The organism is Anaerostipes faecalis, from assembly GCF_018982945.1.
GTDB lineage: Bacteria > Bacillota > Clostridia > Lachnospirales > Lachnospiraceae > Anaerostipes > Anaerostipes faecalis.
Genome location: NZ_JABRXE010000001.1, coordinates 560528 through 580503 on the forward strand (window position 1 = coordinate 560528; position 19976 = coordinate 580503).

At 35.7% G+C, this 19976-nt stretch carries 20 protein-coding genes; 19 read left to right on the forward strand and 1 reads right to left on the reverse strand.

Translation table 11 applies throughout. The features are described 5' to 3' along the window. The first annotated feature begins 42 nt into the window (after positions 1–42). From spoIVB to spo0A (KTB61_RS02770), 4 genes are all read left to right on the forward strand, one after another. Positions 43–1260, forward strand: a complete 1218-nt coding sequence (spoIVB, locus tag KTB61_RS02755; protein ID WP_216696739.1) for a SpoIVB peptidase — start codon at positions 43–45, stop codon at positions 1258–1260. 52 nt (positions 1261–1312) lie between these two features. Next, positions 1313–2434, forward strand: coding sequence for an Ldh family oxidoreductase (locus KTB61_RS02760; RefSeq protein WP_216696740.1), 1122 nt, complete (start codon positions 1313–1315; stop codon positions 2432–2434). Positions 2435–2810: 376 nt separating this feature from the next. Further along, entirely contained in the window at positions 2811–3605 is a 795-nt protein-coding gene (gene spo0A / locus KTB61_RS02765; RefSeq protein WP_075758773.1) for a sporulation transcription factor Spo0A, read from the forward strand. Positions 3606–3664: 59 nt separating this feature from the next. Next, on the forward strand, positions 3665–4474 hold the full coding sequence (gene spo0A / locus KTB61_RS02770; protein WP_075758771.1) for a sporulation transcription factor Spo0A: 810 nt from the start codon (positions 3665–3667) through the stop codon (positions 4472–4474). Positions 4475–4588: 114 nt separating this feature from the next. On the opposite strand, the gene KTB61_RS02775 is transcribed toward spo0A (KTB61_RS02770), so the two are convergent. Next, the gene (locus KTB61_RS02775) at positions 4589–6334 is read right to left on the reverse strand and encodes an Rqc2 family fibronectin-binding protein (protein ID WP_075758769.1); all 1746 of its coding nucleotides are present in this window, start codon (positions 6332–6334) and stop codon (positions 4589–4591) included. 174 nt (positions 6335–6508) lie between these two features. Between KTB61_RS02775 and KTB61_RS02780 the strand changes: the two genes are divergently transcribed. The 15 genes from KTB61_RS02780 to KTB61_RS02845 all read left to right on the forward strand — a co-directional run bounded on the left by KTB61_RS02780 (position 6509) and on the right by KTB61_RS02845 (position 19975). Then, positions 6509–7381 carry a methionyl aminopeptidase gene (locus KTB61_RS02780; RefSeq protein WP_216696765.1) on the forward strand — a complete coding sequence of 291 codons (873 nt, stop codon included), beginning with the start codon at positions 6509–6511 and terminating at the stop codon, positions 7379–7381. Positions 7382–7573: 192 nt separating this feature from the next. Then, positions 7574–7897, forward strand: coding sequence for a hypothetical protein (locus KTB61_RS02785; RefSeq protein ID WP_143249358.1), 324 nt, complete (start codon positions 7574–7576; stop codon positions 7895–7897). Continuing rightward, positions 7890–8360 carry a methylglyoxal synthase gene (locus KTB61_RS02790; RefSeq protein ID WP_075758766.1) on the forward strand — a complete coding sequence of 157 codons (471 nt, stop codon included), beginning with the start codon at positions 7890–7892 and terminating at the stop codon, positions 8358–8360. The genes KTB61_RS02785 and KTB61_RS02790 overlap by 8 nt, the downstream gene beginning before the upstream one ends. A gap of 86 nt (positions 8361–8446) precedes the next feature. Further along, entirely contained in the window at positions 8447–8836 is a 390-nt protein-coding gene (locus tag KTB61_RS02795; protein WP_075758765.1) for a PH domain-containing protein, read from the forward strand. Positions 8837–8967: 131 nt separating this feature from the next. Then, the gene (gene hisZ / locus KTB61_RS02800; RefSeq protein ID WP_075758764.1) at positions 8968–10149 is read left to right on the forward strand and encodes an ATP phosphoribosyltransferase regulatory subunit; all 1182 of its coding nucleotides are present in this window, start codon (positions 8968–8970) and stop codon (positions 10147–10149) included. 16 nt (positions 10150–10165) lie between these two features. Then, the gene (gene hisG / locus KTB61_RS02805) at positions 10166–10813 is read left to right on the forward strand and encodes an ATP phosphoribosyltransferase (protein WP_192846094.1); all 648 of its coding nucleotides are present in this window, start codon (positions 10166–10168) and stop codon (positions 10811–10813) included. A gap of 9 nt (positions 10814–10822) precedes the next feature. Continuing rightward, positions 10823–12127 (forward strand): histidinol dehydrogenase, encoded by a 1305-nt coding sequence (hisD, locus tag KTB61_RS02810; RefSeq protein ID WP_216696741.1) that lies wholly within the window; start codon positions 10823–10825, stop codon positions 12125–12127. 5 nt (positions 12128–12132) lie between these two features. After that, the gene (gene hisB / locus KTB61_RS02815; RefSeq protein WP_216696742.1) at positions 12133–12720 is read left to right on the forward strand and encodes an imidazoleglycerol-phosphate dehydratase HisB; all 588 of its coding nucleotides are present in this window, start codon (positions 12133–12135) and stop codon (positions 12718–12720) included. Position 12721: 1 nt separating this feature from the next. After that, the gene (hisIE, locus tag KTB61_RS02820) at positions 12722–13957 is read left to right on the forward strand and encodes a bifunctional phosphoribosyl-AMP cyclohydrolase/phosphoribosyl-ATP diphosphatase HisIE (protein ID WP_075758761.1); all 1236 of its coding nucleotides are present in this window, start codon (positions 12722–12724) and stop codon (positions 13955–13957) included. Between the two features lie 56 nt (positions 13958–14013). Continuing rightward, positions 14014–14139: a hypothetical protein gene (locus tag KTB61_RS13125; protein WP_269145767.1), complete on the forward strand. Its 126-nt coding sequence runs from the start codon at positions 14014–14016 to the stop codon at positions 14137–14139. A 244-nt stretch (positions 14140–14383) separates the two neighbouring features. Further along, a complete protein-coding gene (alaS, locus tag KTB61_RS02825) occupies positions 14384–17023 on the forward strand; it encodes an alanine--tRNA ligase (RefSeq protein WP_269145768.1) in 2640 nt (879 codons plus the stop codon). 103 nt (positions 17024–17126) lie between these two features. Next, positions 17127–17303 (forward strand): 30S ribosomal protein S21, encoded by a 177-nt coding sequence (gene rpsU / locus KTB61_RS02830; protein WP_015530429.1) that lies wholly within the window; start codon positions 17127–17129, stop codon positions 17301–17303. A 90-nt stretch (positions 17304–17393) separates the two neighbouring features. Beyond that, entirely contained in the window at positions 17394–17660 is a 267-nt protein-coding gene (locus KTB61_RS02835; protein WP_075758758.1) for a YabP/YqfC family sporulation protein, read from the forward strand. 13 nt (positions 17661–17673) lie between these two features. After that, a complete protein-coding gene (locus KTB61_RS02840) occupies positions 17674–18909 on the forward strand; it encodes a sporulation protein YqfD (RefSeq protein WP_216696743.1) in 1236 nt (411 codons plus the stop codon). 61 nt (positions 18910–18970) lie between these two features. Continuing rightward, positions 18971–19975 (forward strand): PhoH family protein, encoded by a 1005-nt coding sequence (locus KTB61_RS02845; RefSeq protein WP_216696744.1) that lies wholly within the window; start codon positions 18971–18973, stop codon positions 19973–19975. Position 19976: the final 1 nt, after the last annotated feature.

Genomic DNA, 19976 nt, shown 5'->3' on the forward strand with positions numbered 1-19976 from the left:
GTATCACAAAAGAAGATACGTCCTTTTTTAGGAGGTAAATTTATGCGGAAATATTATTATCGTAAAATACTGGTTTTGCTTTTTTTTGTAAATCTGATCGTAATTGCAGCAGCATATTTTAAATATTGTAAGAATCAGATTCCTTCGGTTATTCATATTCACCGTGGAACCAAGACTTGTTTACAATATGATGTTCCTGCAACAGCAACAGTCAACAGTCAGACAATTAAACTTAATGAGCCTTTTGTTGTAGAAGAAGAAAAAACAGGACATTATGAAATGCAGGCAAGTTTGTTTGGAAAAATTCCTTTGAAAAAAATTCATGTTTATGTCTCCTCGACTAAAAAAGTAACTCCAAGCGGAAAAGTAATTGGAATATATGTAGAAACAAAAGGGTTACTTGTACTGGAAACTGATTCATTTACAGGAATTGATGGAGCAAATCATTCTCCGGGAAACAACAAGCTTTATAAAGGTGATTACATTCTTACTCTCAATGGAAAGACAGTACAGACTAAAGTTGAATTTATGAAAATGATAAATGAATGTGAAGGCAATGAGATAACGTTGATGGTCAGGAGAAAAAATAAAAAAATTAGAATTAAAGTGAAACCAGTCATGGCATCAACAGATCATCAATATAAAATAGGAGTGTGGGTCCGGGATAATACCCAGGGTATAGGAACACTGACTTACACTCAGAAAAGCAGTTTTGGAGGTTTGGGACATGGTATCTGCGATATGGATACAGGAGAATTAATGGATATTAAAGGCGGTTTACTTCTAGAACCTCAGATTGACACGATTGTTAAGGGAAAATCCGGGTCACCGGGTGAAATAGTTGGAACATTATATTATAAAGAGGAAAATCTGATAGGTTCTATTGAAAAGAATACGGATGAGGGAATTTATGGAAGTTTAGCAGATACAAAAAGTAAAGAATATCCTATAGGTTACAAACAGGATATAAAAAAGGGAAAAGCCTATATTATTTCAGACATAAGTGGAACAAAAGAAAAATATGAAATAATGATTCGAAAAATTAATCATGCTGAAAATCAGGGAACAAAAGGAATGGAAATAGAGATTACAGATGAAAAGCTTTTAAAACTTACCAATGGAATTGTTCAGGGAATGTCTGGTTCGCCGATTATCCAGAATGGGAAATTGATTGGAGCCATAACACATGTTTTTGTTAATGAACCAGCTAGAGGATATGGAATTTTTATCGAAAATATGCTGGATAATCTTGTAGAATAATCTTCTTTATTGTATAATTTAATCATTTCTATCACAAGAGAGGAGATATTTAATGGCACACTTAAAGTTTGATGTAAAAGTACTGGAAGATTTTTGTAATGAGGCATTTTTGAAATTTGGATTTTCAATGGATGAAAGTAAAATCATTACAGATGTTTTATTAATGTCTGATATTTATGGAATTGAGTCTCACGGAATGCAGAGATTATCAAGATATCACAAAGGAATTGAAAATGGTCTGATTAAAGTTGATGCAAAACCAGAAGTGGTATTTGAAACTCCGGTATCAGCAGTTATTGATGGACATGATGGTATGGGGCAGCTAATCGGTAATAAAGCAATGAAAATCGCAATTGAAAAAGCAAAAACAACAGGAATGGCAATTGTCAGTGTCCGTAATTCCAATCATTATGGAATTGCAGGATATTATGCAAAGATGGCATGTGATCAGGGATTAATTGGTATGTCATTTACAAACTCAGAGGCTATTATGGTTCCGACTTTTGCAAGAAAAGCTATGCTGGGAAGTAATCCTATAGCTATTGCAATGCCGGCAGATCCATATCCGTTTTTCTTTGATGCGTCAACAACAGTTGTAACCAGAGGAAAGCTGGAAATGTATCGAAAAGCGGAAAAACCACTTCCAGATGGATGGGCACTTGATAAAGACGGAAATCCATCCAATGATGCACCGGATGTCCTGGGTAATATTTTAAGCAAGGCTGGTGGCGGAATTATGCCGCTGGGAGGAAGTGAAGAGCTGACTGGAAGCCATAAGGGTTACGGTTATGGAATGATCTGTGAAATTTTCTGTTCTATCTTGTCACAGGGATTGACATCAAATCATACACATATAAATGGAAAAGGTGGAACCTGTCATGGATTTATTGCAATCGATCCAGCAGTTTTTGGTGACACTGAAGCAATCAAAGAGAATTTTTCAAGATTTTTACAGGAGTTAAGAGATACACCAAAGGCAGAAGGACATGATAAAGTCTATACTCACGGTGAAAAAGAAATACTTGCAATTGAAAGAACAAAAACAGAAGGTGTAGCTGTTGATGTGAAGACTGTTCAGGAAATGAAACAGATGAGTGATTATCTTAACATGGATTTCGAAAAATATTTTGGCAGTATAGAGTTTGGAGACAAAGAATACCGCAGTATTTATTAAATTATCCATTCGAGAATAAAGACGAAGAGCCTTCTTCGTCTTTATTTTATACCGAGAGACTCTGCTACACTAGCGCATAAAAGTTACTTGTGATTAGGGAATATAGGGAGTTGATAGTGGACTTGCCACTTGGTACCATGTATAGAAAACTATATTTGACAATCAAATACTTTATTCGACAGATTTTTGCCTTGCTGTAAAATATTGTTCTCAAAAAGTGTTGAATCATTTGGTTTTTGACAAAAACTTGCGACGGATAGTGGGTTGTTTGTAAAGATAAATAAAATATATAATTATCTTGTCACATGGAAAGCCGTCGTTTTCTGTGTGAAGATATCTTTATTTTAATCATAAAAACAGAATTGGAGGACTTTAAATGGAAAAGATTAACGTGGCAATAGCAGATGATAATCAAAGGATGGTTGAAATGATGACCAGACTGTTAGAGCAGGAAGATGATATAAATGTAGTTGGAAGTACAGATAATGGTGAAGATGTATTAGAAATCATTAAGGAGAAACAGCCGGATGTAGTATTGCTTGATATCATAATGCCAAAATTAGATGGAATAGGAGTTTTGGAAAAATTAAATGAAGAGCCGGTGAATAAAAAACCTGAAATTATAATGGTATCTGCTATGGGGCAGGAAAATGTATGTGAAGAGGCCATGGAGCTTGGGGCATCTTATTATATCTTAAAGCCATTTGATTCCAGGATGATGATACGTAAGATCAAGCAGATAAAAAATGGGCAGAATCATTCTAAACCTTTTGTTTCTGTAAGAGAGCAGCAAAAAGGAATTACAGAAAATCAGCTGGAAATCATCGTGACCAACATGATCCACGAAATAGGAGTCCCGGCACATATTAAAGGTTATCAGTATCTAAGAGATTCCATTATGCTTGCAATTTACGATATGGATATTCTCAATTCCATTACCAAACAGCTATATCCTGCGATTGCAGAAAAATTTCAAACAACATCCAGCAGAGTTGAGAGAGCTATTCGACATGCCATTGAAGTTGCCTGGGGAAGAGGAAAGATGGATACTATTGATGCCTTATTCGGCTACACAGTACATGCAGGAAAAGGAAAACCAACAAATTCAGAGTTTATTGCATTAATTGCTGACAAAATCAGATTGGAATATGGGAATCAGATAAATCAGTAGAATAGAGATAGATATTAATGAGTGGTTAGGTGAATTTTGCCAGAGGAGGATAAAATAATATGGATAGGAAACTAAAGGTTTTAATTGCAGATAGTAATCAGACAGAAACAGAAAAACTTGCAGAGGAACTTTCTCAAAGTCTTGAAGTTGTGGCGACCGTGTTTGATGGAGTAATGGCATTGGAGTCCATCAGGAGATTGTGTCCGGATGTCGTGGTTATAGATATTATGCTTCCGGTAATCGATGGTTTAGGGGTAATAGAAAAATGTAGAGAAGATTTAAAAAATGAAAAAATGCCATCATTTATAGTGACAACCTGTATTGGAAATCAGAAGCTTATTGAATGTATTAATCATATGGATATAGATTACTGTATCATGAAACCATTTCAAACAGAGATACTTCGTCATCGAATTGAACAGATTACCAGATTGCACTATGTAAATCAGCAGATTCAATATGGACAGATGGAGGTAAAAGCAGATCAGGGACTAATAGTTTCTAATCAATATGATATTCGTCAGGATGTGACTAAAATTATAAGAGATTTGGGTATTCCTGCCCATATTAAAGGATATCAATATATAAGAGAAGGAATAATAATGGCTATTGAAGACGTAAATATGATGAATTACATAACAAAGCTTCTATATCCATCTATTGCTAAAAAGTATAAGACAACCTCAAGCAGCGTTGAAAGAGCTATTCGACATGCCATTGAAGTTGCCTGGAATCGAGGAAAAGTGGAACTTCTGGAGGAAATGTTTGGTTATACCATTAGTGCTGGAAAGGGAAAACCAACAAATTCAGAATTTATCGCACTGATAGCAGATAAGCTTAGACTGGATTACCAGATACACGCATCATAAAACGAATAAAAAGGATAGAGCAAATAAAATGTTGCTCTATCCTTTTTATTAGAAAAGAAATTATTACGCTAAAGTGCAAAAGTCTTTCCATGAAAATTGAAGCAGTTTCGTTTTTTATGAATTAGCCTCAGTGATTCCCTGGATGTCGGGAATACACATCATGGAGTAATTTGTATGATAAATGACAAATCCAGGTTTTGCTTTCGGAGGCTTTTTCAGTTCTTTTCGCTGAATGTAATCAATTTCGACTTTTGGAGCCTGGCGGCCTTTTGAATAGTATGCAGCAAGACGACCGGCTTCTTCGAAAGTTGCATCAGGTAAGGTATCAGCTTGTTCTTTACGGACGATTACATGGGAACCTGCCATATTTTTAGCATGGAACCACCAGTCTCCTCCATTGGCAAATTTAAAAGTTAATTCATCGTTTTGATAATTATTTTTTCCAACATACATATGAAATCCATCAGAAGAAATATAATGAAGAGGCTTTGATTTTCCAGGACGTTTATTTCCTTTTTTTCCGTGGCTTTTAATATATCCGTAATCTGTTAGTTCATCTTTGATAATAGATAAATCTTTTTCATCCTCAGAAAGAATCAAAGATGCCATAATGGAATCCAGATGATCCATATCAGATTTTGTTTCGAGAATCAGTTCTGAAAGTGCTTCGTATGTCCGCTTTAATTTATTATATTTTGCGAAATATTTTTGGGAATTATCCAAAGGTGTTTTCGTCGGATCTAAAGGAATCGTAACCTCTTCGTTTGTATAGTAATTCATACATGTAAGAGATTTAGCTTCAGGTTCAAGACCATATCCGTATGTCTGAATGAGTTCACCATATATTTTGAATTTGTCACGCTTCTCTGTATCTTTAAGCTGGCGAATCTGAAGATCATATTTTTTACTTGTTCTTTCTAATGCAGTTTGAACAATTTTTCTTAAGTCTGCAGATTTCTGTTTCATTCGGGTGAATTTTTCTTTCTCAGCATAATATCCAATCAAAACATCAAATATGGAATCAAACTTCTTCTGAGTACAATCTGAAAAAGATGTTAAACAGATACATGAGAATTCTTTTGGTTCTTCTCCGGAATATATGATATTGGGCGTATATGCATGATCTTCTATTAAAGTATTAAGTTTGACCAGTTGACCGTATAGTCCGGCCATAGCATCTTCTGTAAGAGAATCTGTAGAAGCATTTCCATCCAGACCGGATCGAAAACAGATTTCATTGGCAATCAGTGGGCTCATTCCGGTAATTGAAGTATATAGCGCTTTACAAAGATTCAAAGGTTTTGACAGGATGTTCTGATAATAATAATCATAAGTTAAACTGCTTAGGGGTATTTTTCCCTTAGAAGGAGGAAAAGTATATATTCTCCCGGGAAGTACTTCACGAACAGAGCTGATATTGGCTGAAATATGTTTAATACTGTCCAAAATCATATTTTGCTGATCTACAAAAATAATATTGCTGTGTTTTCCCATGATCTCGATGACAAGTCGCTTTTGGCAAAGATCTCCCAGCTCGTCAAGATGCTCAACAGTAATTTCAATAATTCTTTCGAAATTCGGCTGTTTAATGGATACAATACGGCCATTGCTGATATGTTTTCTTAAAAGCATGCAGAAATTAGGTGCCTGCATAGGATTCGATTTTGATTCTCTTGACAGGTAAACTAAAGGAAGAGAAGCACTTGCAGATAAATGCAGACGTTTTGTATCTCTGTCTTTCTTTATTACTAGAGTTATTTCGTCAGCTTCCGGCTGATAAATTTTATAAATTCTTCCACCGATAATCTGTTGATTCAATTCGGTTACTATATTTGAAATGACAAATCCATCAAATGCCATAACTTACCTCCTGATTGTAGAATTTTTGTTCGTCCACAATTATAACAGATAGAAAGAAAAGTATAAAGGGAAACCATTTAAAGGTTTAAGTTGTATATGGATAAAAAATGTAAAAATGATAAAAAGTGTGTTAAAATAAATGAAAAATAATCAATGAAAGGATTTGGTATTATTATGATAACTATAGGAAGAAATGATCCATGCTGGTGTGGAAGTGGAAAAAAATATAAAAAATGCCATAGTCATTTTGATGAAAAAATTCAGGAGATGAAGCAAGAAGGGTATATTGTACCGCCTCATAAGATAATCAAAACTCCAGAACAGATACAGGGAATTCGTGAAAGCGGGAAAATTAATATTGCGGTGTTGGATTATATAGCAGAACATATAAAGGAAGGTATTTCAACCCAGCAGATCGATGACTGGGTATATGAGCAGACTACATCCAGAGGAGCTATTCCTGCACCACTTAATTATGAAGGATTTCCAAAAAGTGTATGTACATCTGTAAATGAACAGGTTTGCCATGGAATTCCTTCAGAGGATGTCATTTTAAAAGAAGGAGATATCATAAATGTTGATGTATCAACGATTTACCATGGATATTTCTCAGATTCTTCACGCATGTTTTGTATTGGAAAAGTTTCAGAAGAGAAGAAGAAACTGGTAGATGTCACAAAGGAATGTATAGAAATAGGTTTAAAGAATGTAAAACCATGGGGTCTTCTTGGCGATATGGGACATGCAGTGCATGAACATGCAATAAAAAACGGATATTCAGTTGTAAAAGAAATTGGTGGACATGGTGTTGGAATTGAATTTCATGAAGATCCCTATGTCAGTTATGTTTCAAGAGAAGGAACAGGTATGGTTATGGCACTAGGAATGATATTTACCATTGAACCTATGGTAAATATGGGGACAGACAAAATCTTTGTGGATGATGAAGATGACTGGACGATTTATACAGATGATGGAAAACCTTCTGCTCAATGGGAGGTGCAGGTTCTGGTAACAGAAGATGGATATGAAATTCTGGCATATTAATAAGGAGCGGTATGATGAATCTGATTGAAATTCATGGTGTAACCAAAGATTATGGCAATGGAAAAGGAATTTTCAATGTAACTTTCCGGGAGTATTTATCATAATTCTTACTAATCGGCTGATTGTAAAATATGTGGATCAGGCTCCATGGTATATCTGCTGTCAGGTCCTGATAAGAGAAGAAAAATTGCAATGACCCAGCAGTTTGTACTGATATTTTTTACTTTACTGCTTGTTTTTTATGTGACAGCACTTATAATAATTACAGGACAGATAATGTTTCCGGGAGAATTGGATATTAACGGATTTATACGTTTAAATGTTGGATGGATAGGATTACTGTTGTTTTTTGGAGGAATGTGCTTTGCATCTTCTTGTATTTTTAATGACTCTAAAAATGCATCAGGGGTGAGTTTTGCTATTGTGATTTATTCCATTCTTGTTCAGATGGTGTCACAGGTTGGAGAAAAATCTGTATATTTAATATTTTTAATTAGGAGGTCTTTTTATGAGTGATCAGTTTATAACATTAAAAATAGACAAAAAGAAACATATTGCATTAATTGCTCATGATGGAATGAAACATTCACTGATACAGTGGTGTGAAGAGCATAAAGAAATATTACAAAAACATTCTCTTTGTGGAACAGGGACAACTGCCAGAATGGTTTCTATGAAAACAGGTCTTTCTGTGAAAGGTTATAACAGCGGACCTCTTGGAGGGGATCAGCAGATAGGAGCACAGATTGTGGAAGGAAAGGTGGATCTTGTCATCTTCTTTTCTGATCCATTAACAGCACAGCCTCATGATCCTGATGTAAAGGCATTACTTAGGATTGCACAAGTGTATGATATTCCCATTGCAAACAATAAAGCAACAGCAGATTTCCTGATTACATCAAAATATATGGATGAAGAATACCAGCATCAGGTGATGGATTTTCAAAAAAATGTTGCAGAACGTGCAGCAAAGCTATAAAAAAGCCTATGTCGGGGAATGTTTTTGCATTTTCCGGCATTTCTTTATATAATACAAGGACAGAATGAAATCAAGGAGGCTAAGTTATGCTGAATAAAGATAAAAAAACCTGGGAGGATCGTAAACATTTTCTGTGGTGGCCTATTACTTTTACAAAATACCGCATTGAAAATGGAAGAATCTATTTAACAACCGGATTATTTTCAACCAAAGAAGAAGAGTGTCTCTTATATCGTATTATGGATATAACATTTGAAAGAACTCTGGGAAATAAAATCTGTGGTACAGGTACGATTCGAATGACAACAAAGGATGCATCCAGTCCGGTTATTTTACTGGAAAATATTGCTGACTCAAAAAATGTAAAAGACACACTGAGTCAGTGGGTGGAAGAAGAACGAGAAGCAAAAAGGGTTACAGGAAGAGATATGTACGGTGCAAGCAGTCATCTGGATGAGTATGATGGAGATTTATAAGATATCACCATAAAACTTTTAGAAAACAGAGACAGTTGACAAAGAAGAAAATGCTTGTTAGAATACTAGATAGTTTTGTGTGCTAGCGAATTAGCACTTTAATTCGATAAAGTATCAAGGAGAAATAGAAGATGAACAAAAAGAGAGTTCATACACCTGAAGGTGTAAGAGATGTTTATGGAATAGAATGCAGACAGAGAATTAAACTGAAGGAGAAGTTAAACAAGGTTTTTGCTTTGTATGGTTATGAAAATATCCGTACTCCGGGTTTTGAATTCTTTGATGTATTTAACAGTGAAAAAGGTACAGTTTCTTCCAGGGAAATGTACAAATTTTTTGACAGAGAAGGAAATACTCTGGTTCTGCGTCCTGATGTTACGCCTTCTATTGCAAGGTGCGTGGCAAAATATTTTAGTGAAGAGAAAATGGGAATCCGTCTCTCATATGCAGGGAATGTTTTCTTAAACAATTCCAGCTATCAGTTAAAATTAAAAGAAACATGCCAGCTGGGAGCAGAGCTGGTAAATGATGACTCTGCACAGGCTGACAGTGAAGTGATTGCAATGGCAGTGGATTGTTTTCTGGCATCAGGATTAAAAGATTTCCGTATATCAATCGGAGAAGTAGAATTTTTCCAGGGGCTGACGGAGTCTATTTGTGATGAAGATATAAAAAATGAATTGAGAGATTTTATTCTTAACAAGAATTATTTTGGATTGATGGAATATGTGGAGAATCTGGATATTCCTGAAAAGGTAAAATCTGTATTTTTAAGGTTCAATGAGTTAAATGGAGATGTGACGATTCTTAATCAGGCAGAAGAGATGGTTGAAAATGAAACTTCAAAAAAAGCTTTGGCACGTCTTCGTAATGTTTATGAAATTTTAAAATTATATGGAAAAGAAAAATATATAAGTTTTGATCTTGGTATGCTTAATCGCCACAATTACTATACAGGGATTATTTTCAAAGGATATACTTATGGAACAGGTGATGCCGTTCTGAAAGGTGGCCGCTATGATAATCTGATAGAGCAGTTTGGGAAAAAGGCACCTTCTGTAGGGTTTGCCATAGTGCTTGATGAATTGATGATGGCTTTAAGCCGACAGGAAATTCCTATGGAAGCAAGACATACAGATGTGATGATTGTATATAGCGAAGATTTAATAAAGGATGCAATTTTGAAAGCCAAAGAACTTCGTAAACAGGGAAAGACAGTTATTTTAGAAAGAAAAAATACTGCCTGCAGCAAAGATGATTATCAGAAATTTGCAAAAGATCATCATCTTGGTGAAATTTTATATTTTATTTAGAAAGGACATAGGATAGATGAGATATATTACATTTGCTTTGGCGAAAGGCCGGCTTGCTAAAAAAACATTATCTTTGCTGGAACAGATTGGTATTACCTGTGAAGAGATGAAAGATGAGAAAACACGAAAACTGATTTTTGTGAATGAAGAACTGAAATTAAAGTTTTTCCTTTCAAAAGCCAGTGATGTTCCTACATATGTGGAATATGGTGCAGCCGATATTGGGGTTGTGGGAAAGGATACCATTCTTGAAGAAGGAAGAAATCTCTATGAAGTGCTGGATTTGAAATTCGGTGCATGTAAAATGTGCGTTTGCGGGCCTAAAGAGGCTAAGAAGTATTTAAATGGTAACGAGATTATTCGCGTTGCATCAAAATATCCGCATATTGCGAAAGAATATTTTAATAATCAGAAACTTCAGACAGTTGAAATTGTGAAATTAAATGGTTCTGTTGAATTAGCACCAATTGTGGGACTTTCTGAAGTTATTGTTGATATTGTTGAAACCGGAACCACGTTAAAGGAAAACGGTCTGGAAGTACTGGAGGAAGTATGTCCGTTGTCTGCAAGAATGGTGGTAAACCAGGTAAGCCAGAAAATGGAACAGGAAAGAATCAGTAAAATCATATTTGAATTAAAGAAATTATTAGACGAGAAGAAATAGGGGGCACATATGAGAATTGTAAAAGTAAATCAGGATTCCATAGATAATATTTTATCTGACTTGTTAAAGAGAAGTCCAAATCACTATGATGGATTTCAGGAAAAAGTTGATGGGATTATTGCCAATGTAAAAGAGAATGGCGATCAGGCTGTGTTTGATTACACCAGACAGTTTGATGGTGCAGACATTCATGCGGATAATATACTGGTAACAGAAGAAGAAATAAAAGAAGCATATGAGCAGGTTGATGACAAGCTTATTGAGGTTATTCGAAAAGCAATAAAAAATATCAGAGATTTCCATGAAAAGCAGCTTCAGAACAGCTGGTTTGAAACAAGAGAAGATGGAGTTATGCTGGGACAGAAAGTGACTCCTATGGAAAGCTGCGGGGTTTATGTTCCTGGTGGAAAAGCGGTATATCCGTCTTCTGTATTGATGAATATTGTTCCTGCACATGTAGCAGGTGTTAAAAATATCATTATGACAACACCGCCTGGAAAAGATGGGAAAGTAACTGCCAATACACTTGTTGCTGCAAAGGAAGCAGGTGCCACTGCAGTATATAAAGTTGGCGGAGCGCAGGCTATTGCGGCTCTGGCCTTTGGAACAGAATCTATTCCTAAAGTTGATAAAATTGTAGGACCAGGTAATATTTTCGTTGCACTGGCAAAAAAAGCTGTCTATGGAAATGTCAGTATCGATTCAATTGCAGGACCTAGCGAGATTCTTGTTTTGGCTGATGATAGTGCTAATCCAAGATATGTTGCAGCAGATCTGCTTTCTCAGGCTGAACATGATGAGATGGCCAGTGCAATTCTGGTGACAACAAGTGAAGAACTGGCACAGAAAGTATCAGATGAAATTGATGGATTTTTAAATGAACTTTCCAGAAAAGAAATTATGGAAAAATCCCTGGAATCTTTTGGATATATCCTTATTGCCAAGGATATGAAAGAAGCTGTGGATGTGGCCAATGCCATTGCGTCTGAACATATGGAAATAATGACGGAAAATCCATTTGATGTTATGACAAGAGTGAAAAATGCAGGTGCGATCTTTATTGGACAATATAGCTGCGAACCACTTGGAGATTATTTTGCAGGACCAAACCATGTACTTCCAACCAATGGAACAGCAAAATTTTTCTCACCATTAAGTGTGGATGATTTTATTAAGAAGTCAAGTGTGATATATTATTCAAGAGAAGCATTGCAGTCGGTTCACAAAGATATTGAATTTTTTGCAAATCAGGAGAAATTAACAGCTCATGCAAACTCAATGAAAGTTAGATTTGAAAATGAACAGGAAGGATAGAATTTATGAATAGAAGTGCATCCCTTGAAAGGAATACCAGCGAAACAAAAATCAAACTAACATTAAATCTGGATGGAAATGGAAAAACGAATATTCATACAGGTGTGGGTTTTTTTGATCATATGTTAAATAGTTTTGCCCGTCATGGTTTTTTTAATCTTGATGTGCAGGTGGAAGGGGATCTTTGGGTTGACTGCCATCATACTATTGAAGATGTTGGAATTGTACTTGGAGAAGCCATCAAAAAGGCAGTTGGAGATAAGAAAGGAATAAAACGTTATGGCTCTTTTATGCTTCCAATGGATGAAACTTTGATGCTTTGTGCCATAGATTTGTCTGGAAGACCGTATTTTAACATGGATTGTGAGTTTACGGTTGATCGTGTTGGAGAATTTGATACAGAGATGGTAAAAGAATTTTTCTATGCGATTTCATATAGCAGTGCCATGAATTTACATTTGAAAAAACTGGATGGCGAAAACAATCATCACATTATTGAAGCAGCATTTAAAGCATTTGCAAAGGCATTAGATGAGGCAACTATGATGGATCCAAGAATTACGGATGTGCTATCCACGAAAGGAGCATTATAAAATGAGCAAAATTACAATGATTCCATGTGTTGATATAACCAGACCGGTGGAGTCTGCAAAACATTATAATCATACCGGAGCAGATGCTATTGCATATTATGATAAAGAAGTGTCCATTGACACTATCAAGGCAATCAAAGAAGTAATAGATGTACCGTTATATGCAGGCGGCGGCATCAAAGATCTGGAGGATGTTAAAAAAGTTTTATATGCAGGCGCTGATAAAATCTGCCTTGGGGCTACAGTTCTTGTTGATAAAGATATCGTAAAGAAAGCATCTGATCGTTTTGGAAAAAGTCAGGTTATTGTTTCCATGGATTTGGAACAGATGGATGCACCAGATGAATTTGCAAAAGAAATGGAGCGCCTTGGGGCAGGAGAATTATTACTTTTAGCCAATCATGGGTATGATAAAACTGAAGAAGCAGTGAAAGCAGTTAAAAGTCAGGTGACTCTTCCTGTTATTGTAAGTGTGGCTTCTACAGATGATATTGTGGAAACATTGGAAGTGACAAATGCAGAAAGTATTTCTATTCATGATGCCGGCACATTTTCAGTCCTTGGTGTGAAAAAGGAATTACAGGCTCAGGGTGTTGATGTTCAGACTTTTGAAAGTCCGATTCCTTTTGAAGAATTTAAGCTAAACAGTGACGGAATGTTGACTGTAGTTACACAAGATTATAAAACAAACGAAGTTTTAATGGTTGCATATATGACAAAAGAGGCATTTGAGCAAACCATTGAAACTGGAGTTATGACATATTACAGCAGAAGTCGTAAAGAATTATGGGTCAAAGGAGATACATCCGGTCATTATCAGTATGTAAAATCGCTAACTATAGATTGTGATAAGGATACGTTGCTGGCAAAAGTCAGACAGGTTGGAAATGCCTGTCATACAGGTAGTTATTCCTGTTTCTTTACAGATTTAATAAAGAAAGATTTTAAAGATGATAATCCAATGAATGTATTTCAGGATGTATATGATGTTATTATGGATCGCAAAGCTCATCCTAAGGAAGGATCATATACCAATTACCTCTTTGATAAAGGAATTGATAAAATCCTTAAAAAAGTTGGAGAAGAATGTACAGAGATTGTTATTGCAGCTAAGAATCCGGACCCTGAAGAAATGAAATATGAAATTTCAGATTTCCTGTATCATCTGATGGTTCTGATGGCAGAAAGAGGTATGACCTGGGAACAGGTAACCAATGAACTTATGGAAAGAAAATAATTGTCTTTCACTGTATGATTTGATATAATCATCTTTATAAGATAAGGAGGCATGATATGACAGCATTTTTATCAGAGCTAGTCTCATATGGAATAAAGTTTATTTTCCTTTTGGCAGTGTCTGTTGGGGGAGCATTCTTTGGCAGATATCTTGCGGCAAAGAAAAAGAGAAATAAAGCATAACCTGTGACAGGCTTGAACTTATTTATTATTTCATTAGGAAAAACCTTGCTACGCTAAAGCGTAATAGTCCCTCATGATAGAGGATTACAGGGAGTTAACAGCGGACTTGTCCGCTTTGTTCTGGAAATGGAAGAAGACCTTATTTAAGGTTTTCTTTTATTTCGTAAAATGAATTCTTATGAACAGAAGAAAGCTATCACATGATGTCTGGAGATATAGAACTTAACATTAGGAGGACAAATAATTGAAAGCATACGGAGTGAATGAACTCAGAAAGATGTATCTTGAGTTTTTTGAGAGTAAAGATCATTTGGCATTGAAGAGTTTTTCTCTGGTACCAAAAAATGATAATAGTTTACTGTTGATCAATGCGGGAATGGCACCATTAAAACCATATTTTACAGGACAGGAAGTACCACCAAGAAAAAGAGTCACAACCTGTCAGAAGTGTATTCGTACCGGAGATATTGAAAATGTTGGAAAAACAGCAAGACATGGTACATTTTTTGAAATGCTTGGGAATTTCTCTTTTGGAGATTATTTTAAACATGAAGCTATTGCCTGGTCATGGGAATTTTTAACAGAAGTAATCGGACTTGATCCGGATAGATTATATCCTTCTGTCTATCAGGATGATGATGAAGCATTTGAAATCTGGGAAAAAGAAATCGGGATTGCACCAGAGCGTATTTTCCGTTTTGGAAAAGAAGATAATTTCTGGGAACATGGAGCAGGACCTTGTGGACCATGTTCTGAAATTTATTATGACCGTGGAGAAAAATACGGATGTGGTAAACCTGATTGTACTGTAGGATGTGACTGTGACCGTTATATGGAAGTGTGGAATAACGTATTTACTCAGTTTGATAATGACGGACATAATAATTACACAGAATTGGAAAATAAGAATATTGATACAGGAATGGGTCTTGAACGTCTGGCGGTTGTGGTACAGGAAGTGGATTCTATTTTTGATGTAGATTCTATCAAAGCCATTCGTGATAAGATCTGTCAGGTGGCAGGAGTAGCCTATGGTGAAGATTATGATACAGACGTGTCTGTACGTGTTATCACAGACCATATTCGTTCTGCAACTTTCATGCTTTCTGATGGAATTATGCCTTCCAATGAAGGACGTGGATATGTGCTGCGCAGACTGATTCGTCGTGCAGCAAGACATGGCAGACTTCTTGGTATCAATCACTTATTCCTGACAGATATCAGTAAAGTAGTCATTCAGGAATCCAAAGATGGTTATCCGGAACTGGAAGAAAAAGCTGAATTTATCTTTAATCACCTATCTCAGGAAGAAAAACAGTTTAATAAGACAATCGACCAGGGACTTTCTATTCTTGCAGATATGGAAAAATCTATGGAAGCAGAAGGAAAGAAAGAATTGCCTGGAAGTGATGCATTTAAATTGTATGATACCTATGGATTCCCGCTGGATTTAACAATTGAGATTCTTGAAGAAAAAGGATTTACAGTTGATCAGGATGGTTTTGAGAAAGAAATGCAGATTCAGAGAGAAACTGCCAGAAAAGCAAGAAAAGTTACCAATTATATGGGTGCAGATGTTACAGTTTATGAGCAGCTGGATCCTGCAATGACATCTATTTTCCTTGGATATGATGCATTAACCTGTGATGGTACCATTACAGCTATGACAACTGATAAAGAAGTGGTAGAGGAATTATCAAAAGGTCAGGTAGGAACAATTGTTGCAGATCAGACAACTTTTTATGCTACCAGTGGTGGTCAGGAAGCAGACAAAGGTGTGATTTTAAGTGACAATGCATCTTTTGAAGTAGAAGATGTTATTAAACTTTCCGGTGGTAAAATCGGACATGTGGGACATGTAGTTGAAGGAACCTTTAAAATGGGTGATAAGGTTGTATTCAATGTAGATGAAAAGAACCGTAAACTGGCACAAAAGAATCACAGTGCAACTCATCTTCTTCAGAAAGCCTTACGTGAAGTTCTGGGAACTCATGTAGAACAGGCAGGTTCTTTAAATAATGCAAAGCATTTAAGATTTGACTTTACACATTTTTCACCAATGACTGATGAAGAGATTAAAAAAGTAGAAGAAATCGTTAACAGTAAAATTGCAGAAAATCTCCCAGTTAGTACGAAGGTTATGTCTATGGAAGATGCAAAGAAAACAGGTGCTATGGCACTGTTTGGTGAAAAATACGGAGATGAGGTAAGAGTTGTCTCTATGGGAGACTTTTCTGTAGAACTTTGTGGTGGTACTCATGTAAGTAATACAGGTACAATTACAGCATTTAAGATTTTATCAGAAAGCGGAGTAGCATCCGGAGTACGTCGAATTGAAGCTATTACAGATCAGGGCGTTTTTGATTATTATGATAAAATTGAAGAAGAGCTGAATATGGCAGCTACCATGTTAAAATCAACTCCTGCAGGATTAATGAAGAGAATTGAGACTTTACTTGCAGAAGTAAAAGAGTTAAAGAGTGAAAATGAATCTCTTAAGAGCAAACTTGCAAAAGATGCTTTAGGAGATGTTATGGATCAGGTAACAGAGGTCAATGGAGTAAAACTTCTTGCAACAGCGGTAGAAGATGTAGATATGAATGGACTTCGGGAACTGGGAGATAACCTGAAAGAAAAACTGGGTGATGGAGTCATTGTTCTGGCGTCATCTAAAGGTGGCAAAGTATTCCTTGTTGCAATGGTGACAGATGGAGCACAGAAGGCAGGTGCTCATGCAGGAAATCTGATTAAAGAAATTGCAGGATGTGTTGGCGGAGGCGGCGGAGGTCGTCCTAATATGGCACAGGCAGGAGGAAAAAATCCAGCAGGAATTCAGGATGCTGTGGCAAAAGTAAAAGAAGTTTTAGAAAGTCAAATTTCCTAGTTGACGAAATGCAAAAATATGGTATAATAGTCTAGTGCAAGAAAATAATACCCAAACAGTCCTATGCACAAGTACAAGACTGGAGGGGAGGTCAGGAATAAGAATGTCTAACGTAATCGTTAAAGAAAATGAATCTTTAGATAGCGCTCTTCGCAGATTTAAGAGAAACTGTGCTAAAGCAGGAATTCAGCAGGAAATCCGCAAAAGAGAACATTACGAAAAGCCAAGTGTAAGACGTAAGAAAAAGTCTGAAGCTGCTCGTAAGAGAAAATCTAAATAATGAATGGATGATAAAGCATCATTTACTGTAATAGGTATATGATGCTTTTTTTCTGCATATATTTAACCAAATGCCGCAGGAGAAGATTTTATGAGAAAAAAAACCAAAGAAGCTATTGTTCAAGGTCTTTCCCTGCCAAGAGATGTGATATTTGGAGATTTTATTATAACAGTTACAGGAAATAGAGAAATTTTTGTTGAAAATTATAAGGGGATATTAGCATATGAAGATGACCAGATTATGGTTCAGGGAAATCATGTGGCTCTTCGTATTTATGGAAAAGAACTTGTCATTGATTATTATTCACAGAATGGAATGAAAATTACTGGTAGAATTGAACGATTGGAATATGTGTAAAGGGAGAAAATAATTGGAAAAGATTTTACACTTTTTGTTTGGATGTCTTTATTATGAAATATCAGGACAGAATGTAGAAAGATTTCTAAATCTTTGTGCAAAAAATGATATTGTTTTATGGGATTTAAAGCCAGATGAAAAAGGGTATTGCTTTTATGTTCGGAAAAGTGCCAGTTCTTCAGTTCAGAATCTGGCTCAAAAGACACATACTGTTTTGAAAAATTGTGGGGGAACTGGACTCCCTTTTTTTTTACTGGAACACAGAAAGCGTAAAGCATTCTTTTTTTCAGTATCAATGGGGTTGTTTTTGATTTTTCTGTTAAGTCAGTTTATATGGGAGATTACTGTTTCAGGAAGTGAAATTTATTCAGAAAATGATATTTTAAAATATGTAACATCCAATTACTATAAACCCGGAACTTACAAAAAGAAAATAGATTGTAATCAGCTGGAAGATCGTTTAAGAGAAGATTATGAGGATATAGCCTGGGTGTCATGCTCTCTTCAGGGAACACAACTTCATATTGAAATAAAAGAAACTTTGGATCGAAAAACAAAACAAAACTCTAAAAAGCCATGTGATATTGTGGCAAACAAAGATGGAATTATTACTAAATTGTCAGTGAAAAGCGGGACACCACTGGTATCAGCAGGCGATCGAATAAAAAAAGGGACCACATTGATTTCTGGATTAATCTATTATTATAGTGATGATTTTCAGGTTACAGAAACTGATAAAATTACAGCGGATGGAGAAATCTACATGAAAACCAGAGAAGCATATAAAGAAACCATTCCAGAAGATTATTATGAAAAGAAAATTGTAAAGACTAAACATTATATAAAAAGTATTTATATGGGATCATACCATTTAAATTTTCCTAAAAAGAAAAAGGATATTCATACAAATATTATAGAAAAAAGATATCCACTAAAAATTGGGAGTTCTTTTTATCTCCCGGCAGGATTTTATCTTCAAACGATGCAATCATATCAGTCAGTGATGAAAAAAAATAGCAAAAAGCAGGCTGAAATGAAACTAAAAAGCAGGTTGAATGTTTTTTTGAAGAAAAAAGAAAATATGGGTATCAAAATTCTTCATCAGGAGATTTGTTATAAGAAAAAAGGAAATGGATATACAGCAGAAGGATATATTATTCAGGAAGAAAAAGTCGGGAAAATCAGGAATATTAAGGCTTTAACGAAGAAGCAGGAAGAAAAGATCATGCCTACCACTGCATCCCAGTAGTTGAAAAACTTTGATGCTAATGGTAAAATACCATAAGAATATAGGGAAAGGAGCAGCATGAATGAATCCTATAGAGATAGAAATGAATTTTCCTGCAGAACACGGCGGAAATGTGTTTGGGCAGTTTGACGTATACATGAAAAAAATAGAAAAAACACTACACGTCAGTCTGATTCTTAGAGGTGATAAACTTAAATGTATCGGAAGTCAGCAGGCAGTAAACCACGCTGTTTCAGTGATTGAAGAGCTATTGGAGCTGTCCAGGAGAGGAAATGCTATCACAGAACAAAATGTTAATTATGCATTATCTTTATCTATGGATGATCAGCCTGCACATCTAATTGAACTTGATAAGGACGTAATCTGTCATACAATTCAGGGAAAGGCGGTAAAGCCAAAAACTCTGGGGCAAAAGAAGTATGTGGAGCAGATAAAAGATAAAATGATTACTTTTGGAGTAGGTCCTGCCGGAACAGGAAAAACATATCTTGCAATGGCAATGGCAATTACAGCTTTTAAAAATGATGAAGTGAATAGAATTATTCTTACAAGGCCAGCCATTGAAGCAGGAGAAAAATTAGGATTTCTTCCTGGTGATCTTCAAAGCAAAGTTGACCCATATCTTCGGCCTCTATATGATGCATTATATGAGATTCTGGGTGCAGATGCATTTATGAAAAATATGGAAAAGGGATTAATCGAGGTGGCACCTTTAGCCTATATGAGAGGACGTACACTGGATAATGCTTATATTATTTTGGATGAAGCACAGAATACAACTCCGGCTCAGATGAAGATGTTCCTCACAAGAATTGGTTTCGGATCCAAGGCTATCATAACAGGAGATATGACCCAGAAAGATCTGCCATTTGACAGTATTTCAGGTTTAGAGGAAGCGCTTCAGGTATTGGGAAAAGTAAAAGATATAGGAATTTCTCACTTAACCAATAAAGATGTCGTACGTCATCCGCTGGTACAGCAGATTGTTGCTGCCTATGATAAATATGAGGAAGCAAAAGAATCACGAAAAAATAAAAGTAGTCGGAAGAAAACAAAAGACAGGTAGA

Excerpts from the sequence above, each read along its gene's own strand:
- KTB61_RS02780 (WP_216696765.1), top strand. The coding sequence starts at position 6,509 with ATGATAACTATAGGAAGAAATGATCCATGCTGGTGTGGAAGTGGAAAA.
- KTB61_RS02795 (WP_075758765.1), top strand. The coding sequence starts at position 8,447 with ATGCTGAATAAAGATAAAAAAACCTGGGAGGATCGTAAACATTTTCTG.
- hisIE (WP_075758761.1), top strand. The coding sequence starts at position 12,722 with ATGAGCAAAATTACAATGATTCCATGTGTTGATATAACCAGACCGGTG.
- hisB (WP_216696742.1), top strand. The coding sequence starts at position 12,133 with ATGAATAGAAGTGCATCCCTTGAAAGGAATACCAGCGAAACAAAAATC.
- rpsU (WP_015530429.1), top strand. The coding sequence starts at position 17,127 with ATGTCTAACGTAATCGTTAAAGAAAATGAATCTTTAGATAGCGCTCTT.
- KTB61_RS02775 (WP_075758769.1), bottom strand. The coding sequence starts at position 6,334 with ATGGCATTTGATGGATTTGTCATTTCAAATATAGTAACCGAATTGAAT.
- spo0A (WP_075758773.1), top strand. The coding sequence starts at position 2,811 with ATGGAAAAGATTAACGTGGCAATAGCAGATGATAATCAAAGGATGGTT.
- spoIVB (WP_216696739.1), top strand. The coding sequence starts at position 43 with ATGCGGAAATATTATTATCGTAAAATACTGGTTTTGCTTTTTTTTGTA.
- hisD (WP_216696741.1), top strand. The coding sequence starts at position 10,823 with ATGAGAATTGTAAAAGTAAATCAGGATTCCATAGATAATATTTTATCT.
- spo0A (WP_075758771.1), top strand. The coding sequence starts at position 3,665 with ATGGATAGGAAACTAAAGGTTTTAATTGCAGATAGTAATCAGACAGAA.
- KTB61_RS02845 (WP_216696744.1), top strand. The coding sequence starts at position 18,971 with ATGAATCCTATAGAGATAGAAATGAATTTTCCTGCAGAACACGGCGGA.
- KTB61_RS02785 (WP_143249358.1), top strand. The coding sequence starts at position 7,574 with ATGACCCAGCAGTTTGTACTGATATTTTTTACTTTACTGCTTGTTTTT.
- hisG (WP_192846094.1), top strand. The coding sequence starts at position 10,166 with ATGAGATATATTACATTTGCTTTGGCGAAAGGCCGGCTTGCTAAAAAA.
- hisZ (WP_075758764.1), top strand. The coding sequence starts at position 8,968 with ATGAACAAAAAGAGAGTTCATACACCTGAAGGTGTAAGAGATGTTTAT.
- KTB61_RS13125 (WP_269145767.1), top strand. The coding sequence starts at position 14,014 with ATGACAGCATTTTTATCAGAGCTAGTCTCATATGGAATAAAGTTTATT.
- KTB61_RS02790 (WP_075758766.1), top strand. The coding sequence starts at position 7,890 with ATGAGTGATCAGTTTATAACATTAAAAATAGACAAAAAGAAACATATT.
- KTB61_RS02835 (WP_075758758.1), top strand. The coding sequence starts at position 17,394 with ATGAGAAAAAAAACCAAAGAAGCTATTGTTCAAGGTCTTTCCCTGCCA.
- KTB61_RS02760 (WP_216696740.1), top strand. The coding sequence starts at position 1,313 with ATGGCACACTTAAAGTTTGATGTAAAAGTACTGGAAGATTTTTGTAAT.